The 25,101-nt window shown below is 70.5% G+C and carries 27 protein-coding genes; 5 read left to right on the top strand and 22 right to left on the bottom strand.

Going from position 1 to position 25,101, the window contains the following annotated elements:
* Positions 1-76: 76 nt before the first annotated feature.
* From KK097_RS09000 to KK097_RS08975, 6 genes are all read right to left on the bottom strand, one after another.
* Complete coding sequence (locus KK097_RS09000; RefSeq protein ID WP_250892728.1) at positions 77-1,087, bottom strand: phosphatidate cytidylyltransferase; 1,011 nt, start codon at positions 1,085-1,087, stop codon at positions 77-79.
* Entirely contained in the window at positions 1,087-1,641 is a 555-nt protein-coding gene (frr, locus tag KK097_RS08995; protein ID WP_027465871.1) for a ribosome recycling factor, read from the bottom strand. The genes KK097_RS09000 and frr overlap by 1 nt, the downstream gene beginning before the upstream one ends.
* A 47-nt stretch (positions 1,642-1,688) precedes the next feature.
* Positions 1,689-2,408 (bottom strand): UMP kinase, encoded by a 720-nt coding sequence (pyrH, locus tag KK097_RS08990; protein WP_110859085.1) that lies wholly within the window; start codon positions 2,406-2,408, stop codon positions 1,689-1,691.
* A 127-nt stretch (positions 2,409-2,535) separates the two neighbouring features.
* A complete protein-coding gene (gene tsf / locus KK097_RS08985) occupies positions 2,536-3,363 on the bottom strand; it encodes a translation elongation factor Ts (RefSeq protein WP_214528617.1) in 828 nt (275 codons plus the stop codon).
* An 83-nt stretch (positions 3,364-3,446) separates the two neighbouring features.
* Entirely contained in the window at positions 3,447-4,364 is a 918-nt protein-coding gene (gene rpsB / locus KK097_RS08980) for a 30S ribosomal protein S2 (protein WP_027465874.1), read from the bottom strand.
* A gap of 321 nt (positions 4,365-4,685) precedes the next feature.
* A complete protein-coding gene (locus KK097_RS08975; protein WP_307858378.1) occupies positions 4,686-6,128 on the bottom strand; it encodes a sugar porter family MFS transporter in 1,443 nt (480 codons plus the stop codon).
* Positions 6,129-6,460: 332 nt separating this feature from the next.
* Here KK097_RS08975 and KK097_RS08970 point away from each other — a divergent pair, with 332 nt between their 5' ends.
* The gene (locus KK097_RS08970) at positions 6,461-7,036 is read left to right on the top strand and encodes a murein hydrolase activator EnvC family protein (protein ID WP_214544394.1); all 576 of its coding nucleotides are present in this window, start codon (positions 6,461-6,463) and stop codon (positions 7,034-7,036) included.
* A 96-nt stretch (positions 7,037-7,132) separates the two neighbouring features.
* Here the strand turns inward: KK097_RS08970 and KK097_RS08965 are convergent, their stop codons facing one another.
* From KK097_RS08965 to rplS, 9 genes are all read right to left on the bottom strand, one after another.
* Entirely contained in the window at positions 7,133-8,065 is a 933-nt protein-coding gene (locus tag KK097_RS08965; RefSeq protein WP_307858379.1) for a tyrosine recombinase XerC, read from the bottom strand.
* Between the two features lie 25 nt (positions 8,066-8,090).
* Positions 8,091-9,329, bottom strand: a complete 1,239-nt coding sequence (dprA, locus tag KK097_RS08960) for a DNA-processing protein DprA (RefSeq protein WP_214544393.1) — start codon at positions 9,327-9,329, stop codon at positions 8,091-8,093.
* Positions 9,326-10,849 (bottom strand): YifB family Mg chelatase-like AAA ATPase, encoded by a 1,524-nt coding sequence (locus tag KK097_RS08955; protein WP_214528621.1) that lies wholly within the window; start codon positions 10,847-10,849, stop codon positions 9,326-9,328. Before KK097_RS08955 ends, dprA begins: the two co-directional genes overlap by 4 nt.
* Positions 10,846-11,235: a YraN family protein gene (locus KK097_RS08950; protein ID WP_214528622.1), complete on the bottom strand. Its 390-nt coding sequence runs from the start codon at positions 11,233-11,235 to the stop codon at positions 10,846-10,848. The genes KK097_RS08955 and KK097_RS08950 overlap by 4 nt, the downstream gene beginning before the upstream one ends.
* Before the next feature lie 151 nt (positions 11,236-11,386).
* Positions 11,387-11,737, bottom strand: a complete 351-nt coding sequence (locus KK097_RS08945) for a histone-like nucleoid-structuring protein Lsr2 (protein WP_214544392.1) — start codon at positions 11,735-11,737, stop codon at positions 11,387-11,389.
* A gap of 114 nt (positions 11,738-11,851) precedes the next feature.
* Positions 11,852-12,175, bottom strand: a complete 324-nt coding sequence (locus KK097_RS08940) for a DUF2469 family protein (RefSeq protein WP_017888251.1) — start codon at positions 12,173-12,175, stop codon at positions 11,852-11,854.
* 45 nt (positions 12,176-12,220) lie between these two features.
* Positions 12,221-12,928 carry a ribonuclease HII gene (gene rnhB, locus KK097_RS08935; RefSeq protein WP_214544391.1) on the bottom strand — a complete coding sequence of 236 codons (708 nt, stop codon included), beginning with the start codon at positions 12,926-12,928 and terminating at the stop codon, positions 12,221-12,223.
* Complete coding sequence (gene lepB, locus KK097_RS08930; protein WP_214528624.1) at positions 12,925-13,668, bottom strand: signal peptidase I; 744 nt, start codon at positions 13,666-13,668, stop codon at positions 12,925-12,927. The genes rnhB and lepB overlap by 4 nt, the downstream gene beginning before the upstream one ends.
* A 122-nt stretch (positions 13,669-13,790) precedes the next feature.
* The gene (gene rplS, locus KK097_RS08925; RefSeq protein WP_198656144.1) at positions 13,791-14,147 is read right to left on the bottom strand and encodes a 50S ribosomal protein L19; all 357 of its coding nucleotides are present in this window, start codon (positions 14,145-14,147) and stop codon (positions 13,791-13,793) included.
* A gap of 168 nt (positions 14,148-14,315) precedes the next feature.
* Between rplS and map the strand changes: the two genes are divergently transcribed.
* Entirely contained in the window at positions 14,316-15,107 is a 792-nt protein-coding gene (gene map / locus KK097_RS08920) for a type I methionyl aminopeptidase (RefSeq protein WP_214544390.1), read from the top strand.
* 150 nt (positions 15,108-15,257) lie between these two features.
* Here the strand turns inward: map and trmD are convergent, their stop codons facing one another.
* The 5 genes from trmD to KK097_RS08895 form a co-directional block, all read right to left on the bottom strand.
* Positions 15,258-15,947: a tRNA (guanosine(37)-N1)-methyltransferase TrmD gene (gene trmD / locus KK097_RS08915; RefSeq protein WP_214528626.1), complete on the bottom strand. Its 690-nt coding sequence runs from the start codon at positions 15,945-15,947 to the stop codon at positions 15,258-15,260.
* Positions 15,948-15,952: 5 nt separating this feature from the next.
* A complete protein-coding gene (rimM, locus tag KK097_RS08910; protein ID WP_214544389.1) occupies positions 15,953-16,498 on the bottom strand; it encodes a ribosome maturation factor RimM in 546 nt (181 codons plus the stop codon).
* Positions 16,499-16,517: 19 nt separating this feature from the next.
* Positions 16,518-16,754: an RNA-binding protein gene (locus tag KK097_RS08905; protein WP_017888258.1), complete on the bottom strand. Its 237-nt coding sequence runs from the start codon at positions 16,752-16,754 to the stop codon at positions 16,518-16,520.
* Between the two features lie 3 nt (positions 16,755-16,757).
* Positions 16,758-17,171 (bottom strand): 30S ribosomal protein S16, encoded by a 414-nt coding sequence (gene rpsP / locus KK097_RS08900; protein WP_214544388.1) that lies wholly within the window; start codon positions 17,169-17,171, stop codon positions 16,758-16,760.
* A 164-nt stretch (positions 17,172-17,335) separates the two neighbouring features.
* Positions 17,336-19,471: an oxidoreductase gene (locus KK097_RS08895; RefSeq protein ID WP_214544387.1), complete on the bottom strand. Its 2,136-nt coding sequence runs from the start codon at positions 19,469-19,471 to the stop codon at positions 17,336-17,338.
* Positions 19,472-19,541: 70 nt separating this feature from the next.
* Here KK097_RS08895 and KK097_RS08890 point away from each other — a divergent pair, with 70 nt between their 5' ends.
* Positions 19,542-20,681, top strand: a complete 1,140-nt coding sequence (locus KK097_RS08890) for a glutamate--cysteine ligase (RefSeq protein ID WP_214544420.1) — start codon at positions 19,542-19,544, stop codon at positions 20,679-20,681.
* A gap of 226 nt (positions 20,682-20,907) precedes the next feature.
* On the opposite strand, the gene ffh is transcribed toward KK097_RS08890, so the two are convergent.
* The gene (ffh, locus tag KK097_RS08885; RefSeq protein WP_214528630.1) at positions 20,908-22,458 is read right to left on the bottom strand and encodes a signal recognition particle protein; all 1,551 of its coding nucleotides are present in this window, start codon (positions 22,456-22,458) and stop codon (positions 20,908-20,910) included.
* 44 nt (positions 22,459-22,502) lie between these two features.
* Positions 22,503-23,213, bottom strand: a complete 711-nt coding sequence (locus KK097_RS08880; protein WP_214544386.1) for a VOC family protein — start codon at positions 23,211-23,213, stop codon at positions 22,503-22,505.
* An 84-nt stretch (positions 23,214-23,297) separates the two neighbouring features.
* Between KK097_RS08880 and lipB the strand changes: the two genes are divergently transcribed.
* Both lipB and lipA read left to right on the top strand, forming a co-directional pair.
* The gene (gene lipB, locus KK097_RS08875) at positions 23,298-24,011 is read left to right on the top strand and encodes a lipoyl(octanoyl) transferase LipB (protein WP_214544385.1); all 714 of its coding nucleotides are present in this window, start codon (positions 23,298-23,300) and stop codon (positions 24,009-24,011) included.
* A complete protein-coding gene (lipA, locus tag KK097_RS08870) occupies positions 24,008-24,991 on the top strand; it encodes a lipoyl synthase (RefSeq protein ID WP_214544384.1) in 984 nt (327 codons plus the stop codon). Before lipB ends, lipA begins: the two co-directional genes overlap by 4 nt.
* The last annotated feature ends 110 nt before the right edge of the window (positions 24,992-25,101 follow it).

Below are 25,101 nucleotides of genomic sequence, written 5' to 3'. Positions count from 1 at the left end.
GTCCCGACCCGTGGCACAACCTGGACGCGCTGAGTGCCGCGTTCAGCCCCGCGTCGGGAAGGGCGGTGTCGCAGGGTCAGTGGTTGACGACGAGGTAGAGCACGTAGGCGACCGCGGCCGACGGCAGGATGCTGTCGATCCGGTCCAACAGACCACCGTGTCCGGGCAGGAACGACGAGATGTCCTTGATGCCGAGGTCACGCTTGATCATCGACTCGGTCAGGTCACCGAGGGTGGCGGAGCCGGAGATGAGCACCCCGAGCACCACACCGGTCCACCAGGGCAGGCCGAGCATGAGCCAGGCGACCAGGATGCCGACGACGATGCTCGCCGCCACGGACCCGGCGAAGCCCTCCCAGGTCTTCTTCGGGCTGATGCGCGGTGCCATCGGGTGCTTGCCGAAGTTGAGCCCGGTCGCGTACGCACCGGTGTCGACCGCGACCACCACGAGGATGAACCCGATCACCCAGAGCTGGCCGTCCGGCTGCGCGGACAGCAGGACGACGCAGGCGCCGAGCAGGGAGATGTACGCCTGCACGAACAGGCCGTTCGTGAGGTCACGGGCGACGTTGCCCGCCGGCGGCTTCGGCCGCGCGAGGGCGACCTCGACCAGCCGCCAGACGCTGATCAGGACGATGCCACCGAGCAGGGTGAACAGCGCTGCCACCTGGCCCAGCAGGAACGCCGCCGGCACGATCGCGATCGCGACGGCCACGCTCGGGATCCGCGGGACGTCGCGTCCGGCGAACCGCATCGCGCTCGTCAGCTCGTACACCCCCACGCCGAGCAGGAAGGCCGCGACCACCATGAAGGACGGCTTCCAGAGGAGCAGCGTGCCGAGCATGACGACGGCGAACACGAGCGCGATGCCGATCGCCGCCGGCAGGTTGCGCCCGGTCCGTGCCGTCAGCGCTTCGTTGCGCGCGCCGAAGTCGGCCTTCCGCTGGCGGAGCTGCGCCTCGAAGTCGGTGCGGGCCGCTCTAGCGCGCGCATCGAAGTCCTGACGGAGCCCCTTCTTCACGGGCCCGCTCGACGCGGGCCCGTGCTCTGCTGTGGGGCGGTCATCGCCCTGGTCGGAGCGACGCATCAGACCTCGAGGAGTTCGGCTTCCTTCTTCTTCAGCGACTCGTCGATCTGGTCGACGTGCTTCTTCGTCAGGGCCTCGAGGTCCTTGTCGCCGCGCGAGATCTCGTCGTCGGAGATCTCACCCTTGAGTGCGTCGAGGTCGTCCTTGGCCTTGCGGCGGATGTTCCGGACGACGACCTTGTGGTCTTCGCCCTTCGTCCGCACGAGCTTGACGAACTCCTTGCGGCGGTCCTTGGTGAGCTCCGGGATCGTCACGCGGACGATGTCGCCGTCGTTCGTCGGGCTGGCGCCGAGGTTCGGGAAGGTCGCGATCGCGCGCTCGATCTCCTTGAGCGCCGTCTTGTCGTACGGCGTCACGATGAGCGTGCGGGCTTCAGGCGTCTGCAGCGACGCGAGTTGCGCGAGCGGCGTCGGCGTGCCGTAGTACTCGACCGGGATCTTCTGGAAGAGCGCCGCGTTGATGCGGCCGGTGCGGACGGTCGAGAAGTCGTCCTTGGCGACCTCGACAGCCTTCGCCATCTTCTCGGTGGCTTCGGTCAGGACATCACTGATCACGGTGTTACTCCTTCGGTGCTGGCGTCGAGTCTAGTCAGCGCCAGGGGTCAGTTGCTGACGACGGTGCCGATGCGCTCGCCACGGATCGCGGCCTGGACGTTGCCCTCGCCCTCCATGCCGAAGACGTGCATCGGCATGCCGTTGTCCATGCAGAGCGAGAACGCGGTGGCGTCGACGACCTTGAGGCCCTTGAGCAGCGCGTCCTGGTAGGTCACGTGGTGCAGCTTCTCGGCGGTGGCGTCCTTCTTCGGGTCGGCGGTGTACACGCCGTCGACGCCGTTCTTGGCGACGAGGACCTCGTCCGCCTTGATCTCGAGCGCACGCTGCGCCGCCACCGTGTCGGTGGAGAAGTACGGCAGTCCGGCACCGGCGCCGAAGATGACGACCCGGCCCTTCTCGAGGTGCCGCTCGGCGCGCCGCGGGATGTACGGCTCCGCGACCTGGGTCATCGCGATCGCGGACTGCACGCGGGTCGCAGCGCCCGCCTGCTCGAGGAAGTCCTGCAGCGCGAGTGCGTTCATCACCGTGCCGAGCATGCCCATGTAGTCGGCGCGCCCGCGGTCCATGCCGCGCTGCGAGAGCTCGGCTCCGCGGAAGAAGTTTCCCCCGCCGACGACGATCGCGATCTCGACCTCGCGCGCGGCGACGGCGATCTCCTTGGCGATGGTGCCGATCACGTCGGGGTTCACCCCGAGGGAGCCGGCGCCGAACGCCTCTCCCGACAGCTTCAGCAGAACGCGGCGTCGTCCGGTCTTCTCGTCGGTCATCTGGTCCGCACCCTTCGTCGTGGTCTCGTGGAAATGTACTCGCGGATGTATCGCGCGCGTGTCGTGCCGGCGCGCGCGAAAAACGGGGCCAGGAACCGCGTTGGTTCCTGACCCCGTCACGGGTTCGTTACGCGCCGACCTTGACGCGGGCGAAGCCCTGGATCGTGATGCCGGCGTTCTCGGCGGCCTTCGCGACGGAGATCTTGTTGTCCTTCGCGTAGTCCTGGTCGAGGAGCGACACCTGCTTGATGTAGGCGTTCACCCGGCCCTCGACGATCTTCGGGAGGGCGGCCTCGGGCTTGCCCTCTTCGCGCGTGATCGCCTCGACGGTCGCGCGCTCCTTCTCGATGGCGTCGGCCGGGACCTCGTCGCGGGTCAGGTACGTCGGGTTCGCGAACGCGACGTGCTGCGCGATCGAACGTGCCTCGGCAGCGTTGTCGCCCTCGTACGCGATGACGACGGCGATCTGCGGCGGCAGGTCCTGGCTGGTCTTGTGCAGGTAGATCTCGAAGGCCGAGCCCTCGACACGGCGGACCGTGCGGACCTCGAGCTTCTCGCCCAGCGCGGCAGCGGCCTCGTTGACGACCTCGAGGACGGTCTTGCCGTCCAGCGGTGCGGCGTTGGCAGCAGCGACGTCGGCGGCACCGGCAGCGGCGACCGCACCCAGCACCTTGTCGGCGAGGGTCGTGAACTTCTCGTTCTTCGCGACGAAGTCGGTCTCGCTCGCGAGCTCGACGACCGTGGCGGCGCCGTTCTCGGAGGTGGCGACGACGACGCCCTCGGAGGTGGCACGGTCGTCGCGCTTGGCGACGGCCTTGGCACCCTTGATGCGGAGCAGCTCGACGGCCTTGTCGTAGTCGCCGTCGGCCTCGACGAGCGCGTTCTTCGCGTCCATCATGCCGGCGCCGAGGTCCTCGCGGAGCTTCTTCACGTCAGCAGCGGTGAAGTTTGCCATTGACTGGAGTCCTTTCTGGACTGTACGTGTGTGGAGAGTGGAACTGGGGCGCCGGACCCGGTCGGGTCCGGCGCCCCGGTGGCTCACTCGGCGGGGGTGGTCTCCGCGGCTGCCTCGGCCTCGGCCGTCGGCTCCGCGTTCTTCGCCTCGTCGGCGATCGGCTCGCCGATCTCCTTCGCGGCGACCTGCGCGTCAGCGTCGTTCTCCTCGACCGGAGCGGCGGGCGCCTCGGTCGTGGCGGCGGTCTCGCCACCGAGGAGCTCCTGCTCCCACTCGGCGAGGGGCTCGCTGGCCTCGTCCTCGTCGCCACCGTTGTGGCGGGTCTTCAGGCCCTCGGCCGCGGCGTCGGCGACGATGCGGGTGAGGAGGCCGACGGAGCGGATCGCGTCGTCGTTGCCCGGGATCGGGTACGTGATCTCGTCGGGGTCGCAGTTGGTGTCGAGGATGCCGATGATCGGGATACCGAGCTTCTGCGCCTCGTCGACGGCGAGGTGCTCCTTCTTGGTGTCGACGATCCAGAGCGCGCTCGGGGTCCGCGTGAGGTTGCGGATACCACCGAGGGTCTTGTGGAGCTTGTCCAGCTCGCGCTTCTTGATGAGGAGCTCCTTCTTGGTGAAGCCCTTCGTCGTGTCGTCGAAGTCGATCTCCTCGAGCTCCTTCATGCGCGCGAGGCGCTTGGAGACCGTCTGGAAGTTCGTGAGCAGACCGCCGAGCCAACGCTGGTTGACGTACGGCTGGCCGACGCGGGTCGCCTGCTCGGCGATGGAGCCCTGGGCCTGCTTCTTGGTGCCCACGAAGAGGATCGTGCCACCGTGCGCGACCGTCTCCTTGACGAAGTCGTACGCGCGGTCGATGAAGGCCAGCGACTGCTGCAGGTCGATGATGTGGATGCCCGAGCGCTCGGCGAGGATGAAGCGCTTCACCTTCGGGTTCCACCGACGGGTCTGGTGTCCGAAGTGGACGCCGCTGTCGAGCAGCTGGCGGATGGTGACGACGGCCATGTGCCGTCCTCCTTCTGTGTTCTCGGCGCGCAGCCGTGCTCTCGCACGTCGCTGCGGACCTGTTGCGGTTGTGTCGATCACGACCGTCGGTCGTGGTCCCTGGTGTCCTGGCACGCGACCGCCCGCTCGTGAGAGCGGGACCGGTGGTCGGGTACCGAGCCGATGAGGGCCTGGTGGACACGCGAAGTCAGCGCGCATCAGCACGCTGCTGGATAGATGCTAACAGAAGGGAGGCCCGGATCACGCGCGCCTCGCGGCTGACGTGATCCGGGCCTCCTGTCCGGTCGGTGGTGCGGATCCGCGCGGATCCGCACGTCCTGATCAGGCCTTGGCGTCCGCCGTGTCGCCGTCGGCGGAGATGCCCATCTCCTCGAGCGAGCGGCCCTTCGTCTCCGGGATCTTCGCGATGACGAAGAAGAGCGACAGCAGCGCGAACAGCGCGTAGATGCCGTAGGTGACGGTGAGGTTGAAGCCGGAGAGGACCGGGAACGAGATCGTCACGATGAAGTTCGCGATCCAGTTGGCGGCCGAACCGATGCCGAGCGCCGTGGCACGGATGCGGTTCGGGAACATCTCGCCGAGCAGCACCCACATGAGCGGACCCCACGTGGCGCCGAAGGACACGACGAAGAGGTTCGCGAAGATCAGCGCGATGACGCCCCAGGAGCCGGGGAGGCTCGGGCTGCCGTCGACGATCGTCGCCTGCGAGAACGCGATGGCCACCATGGTGAGCGAGACGAACATGCCAGCGGAACCGGCGACGAGCAGCGGCTTGCGGCCGACCTTGTCGACCAGGAAGATCGCCACGAAGGTGACGGCGACGTTGACCACCGAGGTGATCGTGGAGATGAGGAACGAGTCCTCCTCCTTGAAGCCGACGGCCTGCCAGAGCGTCGTCGAGTAGTAGAAGATCACGTTGATGCCGACGAACTGCTGCAGCACGGCCAGGATGATGCCCACCCAGACGATCGGCTGGAGCCCGAAGCGGTTGCCCCGGATGGAGCCCTTCTTCTCGTTGGCTTCCTTCTTGATGCCGTCCTGGATCTCCTCCAGGCTCGTGTTCACGGTGTCGCGCGGGACGATCTTGCCCATCACGACGCGCGCGTCGTCAGCACGGCCCTTGGTGAGCAGGTAGCGCGGGGACTCCGGCAGGGTGATCGCCAGGACGCCGTAGACGACCGAGGGGATCACGCCGACCAGGAACATCCAGCGCCAGGCCGCCAGGCCCCACACCTCGGCCGAGGCGCTGCCCGCCGTGACGGCGAAGAGCTGGTCGGACAGGAGCGCGGCGAAGATACCGAGCGTGATCGCCAGCTGCTGGAACGAGGCCAGACGCCCGCGGATCGCCTTCGGGGAGACCTCGGAGATGTACGCCGGTGCGATGACCGACGCGGTCCCGATGCCGAGCCCGCCGACGAGACGCCAGATCACGAGGTCCCACGTGGCGAACGCGAACGCGGACCCGATCGACGAGACGAAGAACAGCACCGCGGCCCAGAACATGATCCGGGTGCGGCCGTAGCGGTCGGCGAGACGACCGGCGAAGTAGGCGCCGAACGCACAGCCGATCAGGGCCGATGCGACGGCGAAACCGCTCGCCGCGTCGGAGAGGTTGAACTCGCCCTTGATCGCGTCGACGGCGCCGTTGATGACGGACGAGTCGAAGCCGAACAGGAAGCCACCGACCGCCGCCGCGATGGCGAACAGGGTGACCTTCCCCTTGAACGCACGGTCTTCGCCGTGCCCGGTGGTCGTGGTGGACACGATGCTCCTGGGTTCTGCCGCCGTGCTCTGGTGCAGCACGGTGCCCCGGCGGTCGGCTGGTTCGCCGTCCGAGCGGCGTTGCGTGGTCCGGAGCGGCCCCGACTGTACTCCTCGGCGGGCGGGTGGTCATAACCGGGGGCGGATCGGGACGGCGCGGGGGCGCGCGGGCTCGCTTGCGCGGCGACGCGGAACGACACTGTCGCCGTCGTACGACGTCGGTTCTGTCGCTTCCGTCCTCGGCACGTTCCTCCCCAGGCCGGGAGGCGCGACTCCCCCTCCACGGATCGCCCCGGTCCGCCCCGGGGCCGGGTTCCACTGCCCAGGCTGGGGGCATGCGATCGAGTGCACGTCCCGTCCTGCTGACCGTGGTGTGCGCGGCGGTGCTGAGCGGGACCGTGGCGTTCGGTGCCGCGCCGTCGACGGGCGCCGGGGCGACGGCGGGCGCCGGGACGACGGCGGGCGCTGTGACCGAGCCGGGCCGGGTCGAGGCTCGCTGGGTCTGGCCCACCGGATCGCGTGTGGTCGAGCGAGCGTGGGAGGCACCGTCCTCCGACTACGCCGCCGGGCATCGCGGGCTCGACGTCCCCGCCACCCTCGGAGCGACCGCTTCAGCCGTGGACGACGGCACCGTGGCGTTCGCGGGTGCGGTCGGTGGCCGCACCGTCGTGACGATCGACCACGGTGGCGGGCTCGTCAGCACCCTCGACTCGGTGACGCCCTTGGTCGCCGCGGGTGATGAGGTCACGCAGGGCACGCCGGTCGGGCGGGTCTCGGTCGGGCACTGTCCTGCCTCGGCGCCGTGTGTGCACCTCGGTGCGCGGGTCGACGGCCGGTACGTCGATCCCTTGCCGTACCTGCCGTCGGCGGAGTGGCCGGTGCTGCTGCCCGAGTCGGCATGGCCCGGCTGATCGCGCACGGGCGCGAGTGACGGGCGCGAGTGTCGGGTGCACCCGGTGTCGGGCACACCGGGTGTCGGGCACACCGGGTGTCGGGTGGCGCACGGTTCAGGCGCGCGGGTGGGCCGTCCGGTAGACCTCGCGCAGTCGCGCCGACGACACGTGGGTGTAGATCTGCGTCGTCCCGAGGCTGGCGTGGCCGAGGAGCTCCTGCACCGCGCGCAGGTCCGCTCCCCCGTCGAGCAGGTGCGTCGCCGCGGTGTGCCGGAACGTGTGCGGGCCGCTCGGCCCCTCGCCCGGCAGGTCGCCGAGCAACCGGGCCACCACGCGGTAGGCGCTCCGGACGCCGAGTCGGGCACCACGGTCGCCGAGGAACAGCGCCACGCTGGCCGGCCCCTCCGCACGCGCGGCGACGACCGGCCGTCCGCGCTCCAGCCACGCCTCGAGCGCGTCCCGCGCCGGCACGCCGAAGGGCACCACCCGCTCCTTGCCGCCCTTGCCGAGCACCCGCACGGTCAGGCGCCCGCGGTCCAGATCGGTCACGTCGATCCCGACGAGTTCGCTGACCCGGATGGCCGCCGCGTACAGGAGTTCCACGAGAGCACGGTCCCGCAGTGCCGACGGGTCGTCCGTCGCCGCGCGGGCGCCGAGTCCGTCGAGCAGGGCACGCACCTGGTCGGCCGACACCACACGGGGCAGGTGGGCCCCGCCCTTCGGCGCGCGGAGCCGGACCCCGGCGTCGGTCGCGGTCACCCCGGTCTCGCTCGCCCACCGGGTGAACGCGCGGACGGACGAGGACCGCCGGGCGATGGTCGACCGGGCGAGCCCTCGATGATCGGCGTCCCAGAGCCAGTCACGCAGGAGCTCGAGCTCGACGTCGGTGACGCGGTCGATCCCGCGCATCTCGGCGAACACCACGAGCTGTTCGAGGTCGCTCGCGTACGCGCGGAGGGTCTGCTCGCTGAGTCCCCGCGCGTGACGGGCGTGGCCGAGGAAGGCGTCCACCGCCACCACGAGTCGACCGTCCGTCCGCGCAACCACGACGTCAGCGTACGGCCGCCCGCCGTCATGCCAGTCCCCACCCGCCGCCACCGGATACGACGAGCCCCTGCAACTGCGCCAGTGCGAGCGCATCGGCGACATCGGCGGGCGACATCCCCGCCCGTCGCGCGATCTCCGCCTCGGGCAGCGCGCGACGGCCGAGCGCGTCGAGGACGCGGGTCACCTCGGGGTCCTGCCGGCCGGACAGGAGCGGTTCGTCCGGCACCGCTCCCCCGCCCTGTTCCGGAGCCGTCCGCGTCGCCGCGGTCGGGTCGCCCGGGTGCACGACGATCTGTGCACGCCCCTGCGCGATGAGCCGGTGGCAACCGACCGACGCAGCGGAGGCGAACGCCCCCGGGACCGCGAACACCGGCCTGCCGAGCTGTGCGGCGTGGTGGGCGGTGTTGAGGGCCCCGGACCGCGCGCCGGCCTCGACCACGACCGTGACGTCGGCCAGCGCGGCGATCAGGCGGTTCCGGCCGAGGAAGCGCCACCGCGTGGGCCGCGTCCCCGGAGCGGACTCGGCGAGCAGCGCTCCCTGCCGCGCCACGTTGTGGAGGAGCTGCGCGTTGCCGGCCGGGTAGAGCTGGTCGATGCCCCCCGCGAGGACCGCGACGGTGGGGGCTCCGGCGGCGACGGCGACCCGGTGCGCCACCGCGTCGATGCCGTAGGCGCCACCGCTCACGATCGTGCATCCGGCGTCCGCCGCACTCGAGGTGATCTCCGCCGCAGCCTCGGCACCGGCCACCGTGTTCGCCCGGGATCCGACGACTCCCAGCGCCGGCGTCCCGCCGCCGAGGTGTGCGCCCGTGCTGCGTGTCCAGAGCACCACGGGCGCGTGCGGGCCGAGGTCGTCCACGGCGGAGGGCCAGCCGTCACTGTCCGGCACGAGCAGACCGGCACCGACCGCACCGGCAGCCGCGAGCACGTCGCCCACCTGGACACTGGCCAGCCGCGGCCGCCAGCGTCCGACCGCGGCCTGCAGCACGCCGAGCAGGACCGCGGGGTCCTCGGCGCCGGGCACCTCGGCCTCGACGCAGTCACCCAGCAGCGCGTCGAACTCGTCGTCGGCGGCGAGCAGCACGGCGCCGAGCGCGCGCTCCGGTCCGAGCCCGGCGATGAGTTCCCCGGCGACGGAGTCCCCGGGCTCCACGATCGCGGACCACGCGACCCGCGCGGCGGCCTGGACCGGGTCGACGGCAGCGCCGCCCCGGCCGAGCATGCGTGCCACGGTGTCGAGCAGCTCCGTGCCCGCGGGTGTCACAGGGCGCTCCGCAGTGCGAGAGCGCCACGGACGTGGGCGCCCGTCGGTCGGTCGACCGCGTCGAGGTCAGCCAGCGTCCACGCCAACCGCATCACCCGGTCCCAGCCGCGCATCGTCAGGGTTCCGAGGTCGAGCGCACGGTCCAGGTCCGCCGTCGATCCGGGCTCGATCCGGCCCGCAGCCCGGAGCCACGTCCCGGTGACCTCGGCGTTCCGCGACCAGCCCGTCCCGTGCAACCGCTCCGCCATGCGGGCCCGAGCCGCCGCCACCGCAGCACGCGCCACCGCCGTCGTCGGCGTGCTGCCGTCCGCGTCGCGCATCCGTCCGGTCGTCACCCGGGGCACGAGCACCCGGATGTCCATCCGGTCGAGCAGCGGGCCGGACATCCGACCGAGGTACCGGCGGACGGTGCTCGGCGAGCACTCGCAGGGCTGCCCGTGCGCGCCGCCCGCGTTGCCGCACGGACAGGGGTTCGCGGCGAGCACGACCTGGCAGCGGGCGGGGAACTCGGCGGCACCGGCGGCACGGTGGATCGTGATCCGACCGGACTCGAGCGGCTGCCGGAGCGCGTCGAGCACGGCACGCGGGAACTCCGGGGCCTCGTCGAGGAACAGGATCCCCCCGGTGGCGCGCGACACGGCACCGGGGCGCAGCACCCCGGACCCACCGCCGATGAGCGAGACCGCCGAAGCGGAGTGGTGCGGTGCCTCCCAGGGTGGCTTCGTGCTCCACGACGCGGGCCCGAGCCCGGCGACCGACCGGACCGCGGCGACCTCGAGCGCCGTCTCGTCGTCGAGGTCGGGCAGCAGCCCGGGCAGTCGTTCGGCGAGCATCGTCTTGCCGGCACCCGGCGGCCCGAGAAGCAGGGCATGGTGTCCACCGGCAGCCGCCGCGATGAGCGCTCGGACGCCGACCGGGTTCCCCACGACGTCCGACAGCTCGGCCACGGGACGTGGCACAGCCGTGACCGGGACCGGCAGCACCGGGTCGACCTCGACCGTCGGCAGGAGCGCCCCGGCGTCGATCGCGGCCGCACGCAACGAGTCCACGCCCCGGACCCGGACCCCGGTGACCACCCTGGCCTCGGCCAGGTTGCCGACCGGCAGCACCACGCGGTCCACACCGGCGTCGCGTGCAGCGATCAGCATCGGGATCACGCCGGGGACCGGACGCACCCGACCGTCGAGGCCGAGTTCACCGATGTAGACGATGCGCTCGGAGACGTCCGGGGCGAGGCCGGCCCCGGCGAGCACGGCCATCGCGATCGCGAGGTCGAACCCGGAGCCGCGCTTCGGGATCGCCGCCGGGGTCAGGTTCACCGTGATCCGGCGTGCCGGCAGCGGGCACCCGGCGTTCGCGGCGGCGGACCGCACACGCTCACGCGCCTCGCCGAGGGAGGTGTCGGGCAGACCGATGATGCTGAACGCCGGCAGCTGGCTCGTCAGGTGCGCCTCGACCTCGATACGCCGGCCGGTGACGCCGAGCAAGGCGACGGCAGCGGCGCGTCCGATGCCGGTCACAGCACACCCGCCAGGTGTTCGACGACGGTGCGCGGCCCGTCGACGTGGACCGCGACGACGTCGATGCGGACCGAGCGGGCCGAGACCTCGGGGTGCGCGTCGAACCACTCGGGCACGAGTCGTCGCATCCGACTGAGCTTCGCCGCCGTGATCGCCTCGAACGGATGACCGGTCGCGGCTCCAGACCGGGTCTTCACCTCGATGAACGCGAGCGTGCAGGAATCCCACGCGACGATGTCGACTTCCCCCCTAGCACATCGCCAGTTCCGCTCGAGCACCCGGAATCCCCGCGCTTCGAGCCAGGTCACCGCCTGTTCTTCACCGAATCGTCCGAGTCGACCGTTCCGGAGTGATCGCCCCGGTGGACGTTGCACCTGCTGTTCCATGTCGTTGCCTCCACGACAACGATCTCCGGAATGAGCACATCGCCAGGCAGCGCAGAAGTATCTGTGGAATCAGCATGGACGGACCAGCCCTGTGGAGGAAAGAAGAAGGACCCGGGCGATCGAGATCACCCGGGTCCTGCTCCGATGAGCGTCAGTGCGCTGCTGCGTAGGCTTCCTGCACCTGCGTCGAGATACGGCCACGGGAGGACACTTCGTACCCGTTCTCCTTGGCCCACTCGCGGATCTTGCCGAGCTCTTCCGAGTTGCCGCGCTTGGGCGCCGACTTCGGTGCGGAACCGCCACCGGCCCGACGGCCCGAGACCTTGCGCGCTGCGGCGATGTAGTCGGAGATCGCCTCGCGGAACTTGTCGACGTTGTCGTTCGACAGGTCGATCTCGTACGACGAACCGTCGAACGCGAATTCGACCGTCCGGCCTTCACCGGTGGTGATGGGCGAATCGTCGAGGTCGTCGACGAGCTGGACGGTGACCTTCTGTGCCATGGGGTGCTCCTGTTCGTGGGGCGGGAATATCCCCACCAGAATAGCGCGAACAATTCCCCGGCGGTTCAGATCGCCGGCGATTCACCCGGAAAGAAGAAGAATGAGAATTGACGATCACTCGTCGAGTGCGAGTTCCTTCGGCAGTTCGAGTTCGCGTGTCGTGAGTTCCTCGACGTTCACGTCCTTGAACGTGAGCACGCGGACGCCCTTCACGAAGCGGTCCGAACGGTAGACGTCCCACACCCAGACGTCGTTCATCGTCAGTTCGAAGTAGAAGTCGTGCTCCGTGTCACGGCGCACGAGTTCGACCTCGTTCGCCAGGTAGAAACGGCGCTCCGTCTCGACCACGTAACGGAACTGCGAGACCACGTCTCGGTACTCGCGGTACAGGGCCAGCTCGACCTCGCGGTCGTAGTCGTCGAATTCGTCCTCATCCATTGCGCCCACAGTCTACGGCGACCAGCGCCCGAACGGACGACGCGGTCAACCGGCGAGGGCGTCGAGCTCGTCGAACCCGTCCAGCGAGACGCTCGAGGCCTGGTGCAGCCACGACTTCCGGTGCAGCGCGTGCGCGCCGATCGTCCGGATCGCGTCGTAGTGCGCCGTCGACCCGTACCCCTTGTTCGACACCCACCCGTAGTGCGGGGCTTCGTCGTGGGCCGCGATCATGACCGCGTCACGAGCGACCTTGGCCACCACGGACGCCGCGGCCACCGAGGCGCAGTCGCGGTCCGCCTTGACGCGGACGACCACGTCGAGCGGATCCGTCGCGGAGCGGAGTGATGCGGGCAGGGCACGGCTCAACCAGTCGAACGACCCGTCCAGCACGACCACCGCTCCGTCGAGGGACACCCCGTCGGCCACCAGAGACCCGAGCGCCTGCGCGCCGGCAGCACCGAGAGCGGAGACGATGCCCTGCTGGTCGACGAACTCCGCCGACGTCATGCCCACGGCGGTCCGGGCCCAGCGCTGCACGACCGGCACGAGGTCGTTCCGCCGGGCCTCGGACAGCAGCTTCGAGTCGGCGAGCCCCTGGGGCACCCGGCCGATGTCGAGCGTCACGGCGGCCACACCGACCCCGACCGGCCCGGCGATCGCACCGCGGCCGACCTCGTCCATGCCGATGACCGTCACACGGCCCGCAGCCAGGAGACGCTTCTCGACGCGCAACGACGGGCGGACGGCGGTCACTCGTCGCGCTCCTCCACGCCGGCGAACACCTCGGGATGGTCGTCGAGCCACGTCCACCGGCTCGACGGCCAGGAGATGACGAACGCACGACCGGTGACGTCGGACAGCGGGACGAAGCCCTTGGACGGGGTGTCCCCGTTGTAGCGGGAGTCCTTCGAGTCGTTCCGGTTGTCGCCCATCACCCAGATGGTGCCCTTCGGCACGGTGACCGAGAAGTCGGTCGCCGACGCGGGTGCGCCGGCGGGGAGCTTCAGGTACGGCTCCTTGATCGGGACGCCGTTGACCGACATCTGCCCGAGGTCGTTGCAGCACGACACCTTGTCACCCGGCAGGCCGATGACCCGCTTGATCAGGTGGTCGTCACTGTCGCCCGTCCCGAGACCGACCTGCGTGAGGAGCCAGTCGATCGCCTTGGCGGGCTGTGTGTCCGGCGTGACGCTCGGTACCTCGGCCCCGGTGAGCCATCCGCCCGGGTCCTTGAACACGACGACGTCCCCGCGCTTCAGTGCGACGGCGTCGGGCACGAGCTCGTTGACGATCACGCGGTCGTTGATCTGGAGCGTGTTCTCCATCGACGCGGACGGGATGTAGAACGACCGGATCAGGAACGTCTTCACCAGGAAGGACACGAGCAACGCGGCGATGAAGATGATGACGAGGTCGCGAAGGAATGTGAGGACGCCGTTCCGTTGCTTCTCGGCACGTGGCCTGCGCCCGGAATCCTCTGTCGTATCCGTCATTTCCGCTCTCGTTCGAACCACCGACTCCCCACAATGGGAAGAGCCCCCCGTCGATGCACAACCGTACATGGACGAGGGGCTCGCAGCGTCGCCCGGCTCGCGGACGCTCACTGTGAAGGCGATCAGGCGTCGCGCTTCTCCTTGATCTTGCGGCGGGCAGCCTTGCCGCGGAGCTCGCGCAGGTAGTAGAGCTTCGCACGACGCACGTCACCCTTGGTGACGATCTCGATGTGGTCGATGATCGGCGAGTGCACCGGGAACCAGCGCTCGACGCCGACCTGGAAGCTCACCTTGCGGACCTTGAAGGTCTCGCCGATGCCGTGGCCCTGACGGCCGATGACGACACCCTGGAAGACCTGGATACGCGAGCGCGTGCCTTCGACGATGTTGACGTGCACCTTGATGGTGTCGCCGGGGCGGAAGTCCGGGACGTCGGTCCGCAGCGATGCTGCGTCGACGTTGTCGAGGAGCTGGCTCATGGTGGGTTTCACTCTCTGCGGACGCGCACGGGTCGCCGCGGATCGAAGGTTCGGAAAGTGGTGGTGCGTGCCCGGTGTCGGCGACTCCCCCGTGGCAGAGTCCAGCCAGGGCACAGCGTTCAATACTGCCACAGACACCGGCGGAGACAAAACGACGAGGATGGACCCATGATCGAACTCCGCACCCCCGCCGAGCTGGACGGCCTCCGTGTCGCCGGCCGGTTCGTGGCCGATGTCCTCGACGAACTGCTCGAGACGGTCGACGTCGGCGTCAACCTGCTCGACCTCGACCGGGTCGCGGCCCGGATGATCGCCGAGCGTGGCGCGGAGAGCTGCTACGTCGACTACCACCCATCGTTCGGCATGTCCCCGTTCGGCAAGAACCTCTGCACCTCGGTCAACGACGCCGCCCTGCACGGTCTGCCGCACGATCGCACCCTGCAGGACGGCGACCTGGTCAGCCTGGACTTCGCCGCGAGCGTCGACGGCTGGGTCGCGGACTCCGCCGTCAGTGTGCAGGTCGGCACGCCGCGTGACGAGGACCAGGCCCTCATCGCCACCGTCGAACGCGCACTGACCGCCGGCATCGCCCAGGCGGCCCCCGGCAACAAGCTCGGCGACGTGTCGCACGCGATCGGGCACGTGGCACACGAGGCCGGTCACAGCGTCAACCTGCAGTTCGGCGGGCACGGCGTGGGCCACACGATGCACGGGGACCCGCACGTGCCGAACGACGGCCGTCCGGGTCGCGGCCTGAAGCTCCGGCCGGGGCTGGTCGTGGCGATCGAGCCGTGGCTCATGCAGACGACCGACGAGCTCTACCAGGACGACGACGGCTGGACCCTGCGCAGCGTCGACGGCTCACGTGCCGCGCACGTCGAGCACACGGTCGCGGTCACCGAGGCCGGCCCCGAGGTCCTGACCCTGCGTCGCGCCCAGCGCGCCGACCCGACCGCCTGACGGACTGGAGGCACGGTGCGGGCCCGCCCCGTGCCTCCAGGCAGACGCGACGGAGCCGGGTTTCGTGCTCAGCGACAGTCCACGCGGAACGAACCGCGAGGAGTGTCGGTCAGCCCGAAAGTCCTTCCAGCAGGCAAGCGCGCCAGCCGGTCAGGCAGGCGGCAGCAGGTCCGGACGGACGCGCCGCGTCCGCTCCAGCTGCTGCTCGTGCCGCCAGGCACCGACGCGGGCGTGGTGCCCACTGAGCAGGACGTCGGGCACGTCGAGCCCGCGCCAGGAGGCGGGCTTGGTGTACGAGGGGTACTCGAGCAACCCGTCCTCGTGGGATTCCTCGACCAGCGACTCGGGGTTGCCGACGACGCCGGGGACGAGTCGGCCGACGGCCTCGATGATCGCCATCGCGGCGACCTCGCCACCGTTCAGCACGTAGTCGCCGAGCGAGAGCTCGACGACGGTGGCTCGTGACGACGCCCACTCGAAGACGCGGGCGTCGATGCCCTCGTAGCGCCCGCAGGCGAAGACGAGGTGCTCGTGTTCGGCGAGCGAGCGCGCGATCGACTGCTTGAACGGTGTGCCGGCCGGCGTCGGGACCACGAGGGTCGACGAGCCGTCGGGCCGGAAGAGGGCCTCGAGCGCCTGCGCCCACGGCTCCGGCTTCATCACCATGCCGGCGCCTCCGCCGTACGGGGTGTCGTCGACGGTGCGGTGCCGGTCGGTGGTCCACGAACGCAGGTCGTGCACGTGCAGGTCGAGCAGACCGCCGGAGCGGGCCTTGCCCAGCAGGGACACGTCGAGCACGGAGAAGAACTCCGGGAAGATCGTGACGATGTCGATCCGCACGGGAGCTAGTCCGTGACCGTCTCGGGACGGGCGGTGTCCTCGGGGTCCTCGAACAGGCCCTGCGGCGGCGTGACCGTGACGGTGCCAGCGGCGATGTCGACCGCGGGCACGATGGCCGAGACGAACGGCACGAGGACCTCGCCGCGGGACGGCGTGTCGATCGCGAGCAGGTCCTGCGCTGGCATGTGGTCCACGCGGGCGACGGTGCCGACCTCGACGCCGTCGCGGAGGACCTTCAGCCCGACCAGCTGGTGGTCGTACCAGGCGTCGTCCTCACCGGTCTCGGCGTCGGCGTCCTGCTCGACCCAGAGGATGATGCGCGCCAGGGACTCGGCCGCGGTGCGGTCGTCGATCCCGGCGAAGAACGCGACGGGGTGACCGTTGTACCAGCGGAGTTCGTCCAGCTCGAGGGTCTTGCCCGACCACGGTGAGTCGTCGGGGACCTGGAGCGTGAAGGTGGCGCCCGGGGTGAACCGACGATCCGGGTCGTCGGTGTAGAGCTCGAGCTTGATGCCGCCCTTGAGCCCGTGCGCCTTCGTGATTCGACCCACCCGGAGCTGGGTCGTCTCCCTAGGAATCGGTGTCCACCACGTCGACCCGCACGCGCTTGCCGTCGGCCAGGGCCGTGACGAGCGTGCGGAGCGCCTTGGCGGTGCGCCCGGCGCGACCGATCACGCGGCCGAGGTCCTCGGGGTGCACGCGCACCTCGAGGACCTCGCCGCGTGGGGAGGTGGAGCTGGCGACGCGCACGTCGTCAGGGTGATCGACGATCCCCTTGACGAGGTGCGTCAGCGCGGATTCGAGCAAGGACTACGCCTCGGTCGTCTCGTCGGCGGTCTCGGCGTCGTCGGCCTTGGCGGCGGGAGCCGTCTTCTCCGACTTCGGCTTGAGGACGGCCTTCTTCGAGGAGTCGACCTGGAAGGGCTGCTTCGGCTCGGCGACCTTGACCTTGGACTCGGTGTCCTTCTCGCCCTTGAACTTGGCCCAGTCGCCGGTCAGCTTGAGGAGGGCCGCGACCTGCTCGGTCGGCTGCGCGCCGACGCCGAGCCAGTAGAGCGCACGCTCGGACTCGATCTTGATGACCGAGGGCTCCTCGGTCGGGTGGTACTGACCGATCTCCTCGAGGACACGACCATCGCGCTTGGTGCGCGAGTCGGCGACGACGATGCGGTAGTAGGGCGCACGGATCTTACCGAGACGCTTCAGACGGATCTTGACAGCCACAATTGCTCCTGTTTGCTTTCGTTGTGGTTGAACTGGAACCGCGGGCGTGGGGGCACACACGGCGAAAGCTCGAGAGAGATCGCTCACAGCTGGATAGAGGGTCGAGCTGCGGCGATTCGACCGTTCATTCTTGCAGATTCCCGGCCGTGATGCGAGCCGACTCGCTACGGCGCGAGTCGCCGCACCGCTTCGAGCGCCTCGGACGTCGCGCGGACCGCGTCCACGCTCCGTGCGTCCCGCGCGCCGCCGACGACGGCGTACGGCACACCGGCGGCCTGGAGGCCCGTGGCGAGTCCGTCGGACGTGTCGCCCTCGGCGTCGCTCGCGCGCTCCTGCCCGGCGCAGATCACGACGCTGTCCGCCGGCACGCCGACCTCGTCCCCGTGCTCGTCGCGGACCCAGAGCACGCCGGGCTCGATGCGCAGGTACTCCTGCACGCCGCCGAGCATCCGCACCCCGGCGTCGCGCAGCCGACCGATCGCGACCCACCGCGACGTGATGCCGATCCCCTGGCCGAACTTGCCCGATCGACGGAGCACCGTCACCTGGGACCCCGGCCGTGTGGTGCGCGGGGCAGCGGGGAGTCGCTGCGGCACGTCGCCGACGAGCTCCTCGGAGACGTCGAGGTCCCACCGGGCCGCGAACTCGGCGGCCCGGACGGCCTCGTCGGGCGACTCGGTCAGGAACGCCGCGGTGTCGACGCCGATGCCGCCGCCACCGATGATCGCGACGGTGCCCTCGGGGACCCCCTCGCGGAGCGCCCGTTCGTAGGACAGCACGTGCGGCAGGTCGCTGCCGGGGACGTCGATGCTCCGCGGGACCACCCCGGCCGCGAGCACGACGGCGTCGCTGTCGACGAGGTCCCGAGCCGTGGCCGGGCGTCCGAGGTGGATCGTCGCGCCCCGCTCCGCGAGCTCGGCACGGGCGGAGCGCACCGTGGCGGCGTAGTCCTCCTTGCCCGGCACGAGTGCAGCGAGGCCGAACTGGCCACCCAGGCGGTCGGACGCCTCCCAGACGGTGACGTCGTGGCCCCGTCGAGCGGCGTCCACGGCGGCGGCGAGTCCGGCCGGCCCGCCCCCGACGACGTCGACGCGCTTCGGGTCGGTCGTCGGGCGTGCGGGGAACGCGACTTCGCGGGCGGCCCGGGGGTTGACGAGGCAGGACACCGGGGCGCCGACGATGGAACGGTCGAGGCACGCCTGGTTGCAGCCGATGCACGTGTTCACCAGGGCGAACCGACCGGCGAGGGAGCGGTTGACGAGCGCGGGGTCGGCGAGGAACGGCCGGGCGAGGGCCACCGCGTCGAGCAGTCCGTCGGCCAGCACCGCTTCGCCGTCGCGCAGGTCGGTCATCCGGTTCGAGGCGATGACGCGGACCCCGGGGTACGGCGACGCGCGCACCACCCCGGCGATCCGTTCGGCGTAGGCGAGCCAGGCCCCGTGCGGCACCGCGGCCTGCACCGTCGGGGTGCGGGACTCGTGCCAGCCGATGCCGACCGAGATGCCGTCGAGCCCGAGCGGCAGCAGGTCGTGCACGAGCGCGTCGACCTCGTCGTCGGTCGAGGACCCGGGCATCAGGTCGGCGCCGGACAACCGGATCGTCACGGCGAGCTCGGGGACCGCGGTGCGGACGGCCCGGACGACCTCGACCGCGAAGCGCCGGCGGCGTTCCGCGTCGCCACCCCACTCGTCGTCGCGCAGGTTGGTCAGCGGTGACTGGAACTGGTTGATCAGGTACCCCTCGGACGCCATGATCTCGACGCCGTCGAACCCGATGTCCCGGGCGCTGCGGGCCGCGGCGGCGAAGTCCTCGATGGTCCGCTCGACCTCGGCCGACGTCAGCTCGGTCGGCACCACACCGCGGGCGGCCGCCCACGGCAGGGCCGAGGGCGCCACCACCCGCTGCGGGTCCCCGTGCCGGTCGACCATGCCAGCTGCGAGCGCGTACCGACCGGCGTGGAACAGCTGCGCGAGGATCGTCCCGCCCTCGTCGTGCACGGCGTCGACCGCCACCCGGAACCGCTCGTCGGCTCCCCCGACGCCGAACACCGCGAAGTCCGGACCGCCGCGGGCCTCGTCGTTCACCGCGATGCCGCCCGTGATGATGCACGCGACACCACCGGCGGCCCGTTCGCGGTAGAACGCCGCCATGCCGGCACCGCCGTCGTCCTGCACCTCGAGCCCGGTGTGCATCGACCCCATCACCACCCGGTTCGCCAGGTGCAGGGGGCCGAGGGTCCAGGCGGACGCGACGGTCCGGAGGGAGTCCGGCACGACGGGGGCGGAAGCGACGCTGCTCATGCGCCCATTCTGCGGGGTCCGCACGAACGGCACCCGTTCGTTGTGCGTGTCCGACAACGTTCCGGGCAGGATGGACGGCATGGACATCCGCTTCACCGAGTCCCGCCCGTCGACCATCGGCGTCGAGTGGGAACTCCCGCTGGTCGATCGGTCGACCGGCGACCTCGCACCCCGCGCCCCCGCCGTCATCGCCGCCGTGCACGAACGGCTCGGTGACCACGACCGGGTCACCGAGGAGCTGCTGACCAACACGGTCGAGGTCGTGTCGAGCGTCCACGATCGGGTGGGGGCTGCGACGAGCGAGCTGTCCGGCATCATCGGCGAGGTCATCGACGCCGCCGAGCCGCTCGACGCCCAGGTGATGTGCTCCGGCACGCACCCGTTCGCCGTCTGGGACCAGCAGGAGATCACCCCGGACAGCGAGCACTACACGACCCTGATCGACCGCACCCGCTGGTGGGGTCGGCAGATGCTCATCTGGGGCGTGCACGTGCACGTCGGCATCGACGACCGCGACAAGGCCGTCCCGATCATGAACGCGATGCTCGCCTACGTCCCGCACCTGCAGGCGTTCACGGCCTCGAGCCCGTTCTGGGGCGGGACCGACACCGGCTACGCCTCGAACCGGGCGCTCATGTTCCAGCAGCTCCCGACGGGCGGGCTCCCGCCGCAGCTGGGTGCCTGGGCGAACTTCGAAGAGGTGGTGGGCGACCTCACCCACACCGGCGTCATCGACAGTGTGAAGGACCTGCGCTGGGACATCCGCCCGTCGCCGGGCTGGGGCACCCTGGAGAACCGGGTCTCCGACGGCATCTCGACCCTGCACGAGGTCGGCGCCGTCACCGCGCTCGTCCAGTGCCTGGTCACCGCGTGCTCCGACCGCCTCGACGCCGGCGAGACCCTGCCGACCATGCAGCCGTGGTTCATCCGCGAGAACAAGTGGCGCGCGGCCCGCTACGGCATGGAGGCCGAGATCATCACGAACGCCGCCGGCGACGAGCGGCTCGTGACCGACGAGGTGCACGACCTGGTGCAGCGGCTCGACCCGATCGCCGAACGCCTCGGGTGCCAGGACGAACTGCACCACCTCGACACCATGATCGAGCGCGGTGCGTCGTACCAGCGGCAGCTCCGGGTCGCGCAGGAGAACGGCGGCGACCTGCGCGCCGTGGTCCGCCACCTGGTGACGGAGTTCCGCGACGCGCTCTAGCCGCGACCTACCAGAATCGGGCGTACCTGGTCGAATCGGGCGTACCTGGTCGAATCGGGCGTACCTGGTCGAATCGGGCGTACCTGGTCGTTTCTTTCGACCAGGTACGCCCGATTCCGCTTTCCAGCGCGCGTGCGATGGGAAGGAACGTCGCGACGGGACCACGACAGGACGGGAGGCCCGTGGCGGATCCGCCACGAGCCTCCCGTCCGTCAGGTGGTCGCGACTAGCGACCCAGGAACTTCTGCAGGCTCGCGAGCTCTTCCTCGGTCGGCGCCTTGCCGCCCTTGGCGCCACCGAGGCCGAGGCCGGACCCCTGCGGGGCCTGCTGCGGAGCAGCCGCGGCACCGGCCGCGAGGGCCGCTCGCTTGGCCGGGTTGCCGACCTTCGACTTCTTCTTGCCACCCTGCTGCTGCTTCTTGCCACCGTGCATGCCGGGGATCGGCCCCATGCCCGGCATCTGCGGCACACCACCGCGGGCGACCGTCTTCATCATCTTCGCGGCCTGCTCGAAGCGGTTCACCAGCGCGTTGACCTCGGTCACCGTCGAACCGGCGCCCTTGGCGATGCGGAGCCGGCGCGAGCCGTTCAGCAGCTTCGGGAGCTCACGCTCCTGCGGGGTCATCGACTGGATGATCGCCTCGGTGCGGACGATCTCGCGCTCGTCGAAGTTGTCGAGCGCCTCGCGCATGCCCTTCGCGCCCGGGAGCATGCCGAGCATGCCCTTGATCGAGCCCGCCTTGCGGAGCTGCTGCATCTGCTGCAGGAAGTCGTTCAGCGTGAAGTTGTCGGTCGCGATCTTGTCCGCGACCTTGCGCGCCTCTTCCTCGTCGAAGGCGCCCTGCGCCTGCTCGATGAGGGACAGGATGTCGCCGAGGTCGAGGATCCGGCTCGCCATCCGGTCCGGGTGGAACGGCTCGAAGTCGTCGAGCGATTCACCCGTCGACGCGAACATGATCGGACGGCCGGTCACGCTGGCCACCGACAGGGCCGCACCACCGCGGGCGTCACCGTCGAGCTTCGACAGCACGACGCCGGTGAAGTCTACGCCTTCCTGGAAGGCACGTGCGGTGTTGACGGCGTCCTGACCGATCATCGCGTCGATGACGAACAGGACCTCGTCGGGGTCGACTGCCTTGCGGATGTTCGCGGCCTGCTTCATGAGCTCGGCGTCGACGCCGAGACGACCGGCCGTGTCCACGATGACGGTGTCGTACTGCTGGTCGACCGCGGCCTTGATGGCGTTCTTCGCGACCTTGACCGGGTCGCCGACGCCGTTGCCGGGCTCCGGAGCGAAGACGTGCACGCCGGCCTGCTCACCGACGACCTGCAGCTGCTGCACGGCGTTCGGACGCTGGAGGTCCGCCGCGACGAGCATCGGCGTGTGGCCGTCCTTCTTGAGCCACTTGCCGAGCTTGCCCGCGAGGGTCGTCTTACCGGCACCCTGCAGACCCGCGAGCATGATGACCGTCGGCGGCTTCTTCGCGAACTCGAGCCGTCGCTGCTGCCCGCCCAGGATGCCGACGAGTTCTTCGTTGACGATCTGGACGACCTGCTGCGCCGGGTTGAGCGCGCGGTTGACCTCGTCGGAGAGGGCCCGCTCGCGGACCGATGCGGTGAACGCCTTGACGACCTCGAGCGCGACGTCGGCGTCGAGGAGCGCCCGCCGGATCTCGCGGACGGTGCCGTCGACGTCGGACGGAGTCAGCCGACCCTTGCTCCGCAGATTGCGGAAGGTCTCGGTCAGCCGATCGGAGAGTGAACCGAATTGCGCCATGATCCGTCGATTCTACAAGGCTCCCGACCACCGCACGGGTCCGTTCACCGCAGGAGGACGCCCTCGGTCAGTGCGAGCGGCGCGGGGAGGCCCAGGTCGATGACCACCGGTGCGCTCGACGGGCTCCGGTCACCGGTCGGGAACCACCGCCGCTCGGGCGACACCAGGATCACGAGACCGTCCACGTCACCGACCGCCGCGAAGGACTCCCCCGGCGGGTTCGCGTACGGCACGAGACCGGCGCGTCGCAGCGCCTCGACGGCACGGAGGACGTCGGGCACGGGCACGCCGACCTCGCTGACCGAGACGAGCGGGATGCCGGCGCCGTCGCCGTAGTCGCCGTCGCCGTCGCCGTCGCGCCCGACGTGCGCCCCTGCGGACAGGTCCCGCCGCTCGATCAGTTCGAGGAGCTGCTGGTCGGGCCCCTCGAAGTAGACCGACCGCGAGTTCCAGTTCGGCGGTCCCTCGAACTCGTCCTGGTCGTCGGTACCGAGCACCGTCGTCAGTCCGGCGATCCAGGCCTTGGCCGCGTCGAAGGTCCCCGTGGGGATCGTGATCGCCAGGTGCAGGGCACCGGTCATCTCCGACAGCTCGCGGAACACCAGGAGCGACGAGCCCACCACGACGCGGACCACGGCGGCGGGGTCGGGACCCGCGTCTGCCTCGTCCACCTCGACCGGGCAGCCCAGCCGTTCGTAGAAGCGGGCGGTGTCGGCGAGGGACCGGGTGGCGAGCTGTACCTGTCGGATGTCCATGCCCACATCGGATCATCTCAACCATTGTCGAGGTCAAGCACCAGGTTGTTGGACGCCGTCCAGAAACTGTCGTACGCTCGGCGCATGCCGGAACTCGAGATCCTGCGCCACCCCGGCCTGCTCGACTACGCGGACGGGCTCGCCCTGCAGCGGGACCTGCACGCCGACGTCGTCGCCGGCCGTTCTCCCGGAGCACTCGTGCTGTGCGAGCACCCGTCCGTGTACACCGCCGGTCGCCGCACCGAACCGTCCGACCTGCCGACGAACGGCGCACCGGTGGTCGACACCGACCGTGGCGGCCGCATCACCTGGCACGGTCCGGGCCAGCTCGTCGCGTACCCGATCGTCCGGCTCGCCGAACCGCTCGACGTCGTCGCCTGGGTGCGGGACCTGGAGCAGGTCGTCATCGACGCCGCGGCTGCCGTCGGGGTGCACGCCGAACGGGTCGCGGGTCGCAGCGGTGCATGGATGCCGGGCACCGACGGCTCCCCGGCCGCCAAGGTCGGGGCGATCGGCCTGCACGTCGCCGAGGGTGTGACGACCCACGGCATCGCGATCAACTGCGACAACGCCCTCGACGCCTACGCCGCGATCGTCCCGTGCGGGATCGCCGATGCCGGGGTCACGACACTCAGCGCAGCGGCGGCACGCGTCGGCGCTGGCGCGGTCACGGTCGACCGCCTCGCGCCGCTCGTCGCGCAGCGCGTCCAGCAGGCCGTCGACGGCATGCACACCGGACACCGGATCAGCACGACGCACGCCGGCTCAGCGCCCACTCGACAGGAGACCCTCGTATGACCCTCGCCCCCGACGGCCGCCGCATGCTCCGGGTCGAGGCCCGGAACGCCCAGACCCCGATCGAGACGAAGCCCGCCTGGATCAAGACCCGCGCGACGCAGGGTCCGGAGTTCCGCGAACTCTCCGGCCTGGTGCGGGACAAGCAGCTGCACACCGTCTGCCAGGAGGCCGGCTGCCCGAACATCTTCGAGTGCTGGGAGGACCGCGAGGCCACCTTCCTGATCGGCGGCTCGCAGTGCACCCGTCGCTGCGACTTCTGCCAGATCGACACCGGCAAGCCGGAACCGCTCGACCGCGACGAGCCCCGCCGGGTCGCGGACTCGGTCGTGTCGATGGGCCTGAAGTACGCGACGGTGACCGGCGTCGCACGCGACGACCTGCCCGACGGCGGCTCCTGGCTCTACGCCGAGACCATACGGGCGATCCACGAGCACTCCCCCGGCACCGGCGTCGAGATCCTGGTGCCGGACTTCAACGGGCGACCCGACCAGCTCGGCCCGGTGTTCGACGCCCGCCCCGAGGTCTTCGCCCACAACGTCGAGACGGTGCCGCGGATCTTCAAGCGCATCCGCCCGGCCTTCACGTTCGAGCGGTCGCTCGACGTCATCACCCAGGGCCGCGACGCCGGACTCGTGACGAAGTCGAACCTCATCCTCGGCATGGGCGAGGAGCGCCTCGAGATCGAGGACGCCCTGCAGCGCCTGTACGACGCCGGCACCGACATCATCACGCTGACCCAGTACCTCCGTCCGTCGCCGCGGCATCTGCCGGTCGCGCGCTGGGTCAGCCCTGCGGAGTTCGTCGAGCTCCGCGAGGTCGCCGAACAGATGGGGTTCGCGGGGGTCCTCGCCGGGCCGCTGGTCCGGTCGTCCTACCGGGCGGGCCGGCTGTGGGCGCGGGCGACGGTGGCCCGCGGCGGCACGGTGCCCGAGCACCTCTCCCACCTGCTCGACGCGACCCCTGGCCGGCAAGCCGTCTGACGCGCGGCGCCGCCGACGTTTCGCGCTGAGCGACACTTCACGTGCTGCGGAGCACGTGAACTGTCGCTCAGACCGAAATCCGGTGCGTCCGGCCGACACGGTGACAGACG

It is taken from the genome of Curtobacterium flaccumfaciens, assembly GCF_018598405.1.
In the GTDB taxonomy this organism is placed as follows: domain Bacteria; phylum Actinomycetota; class Actinomycetes; order Actinomycetales; family Microbacteriaceae; genus Curtobacterium; species Curtobacterium aurantiacum.
This window is presented reverse-complemented; position numbering and strand designations above follow the sequence as displayed.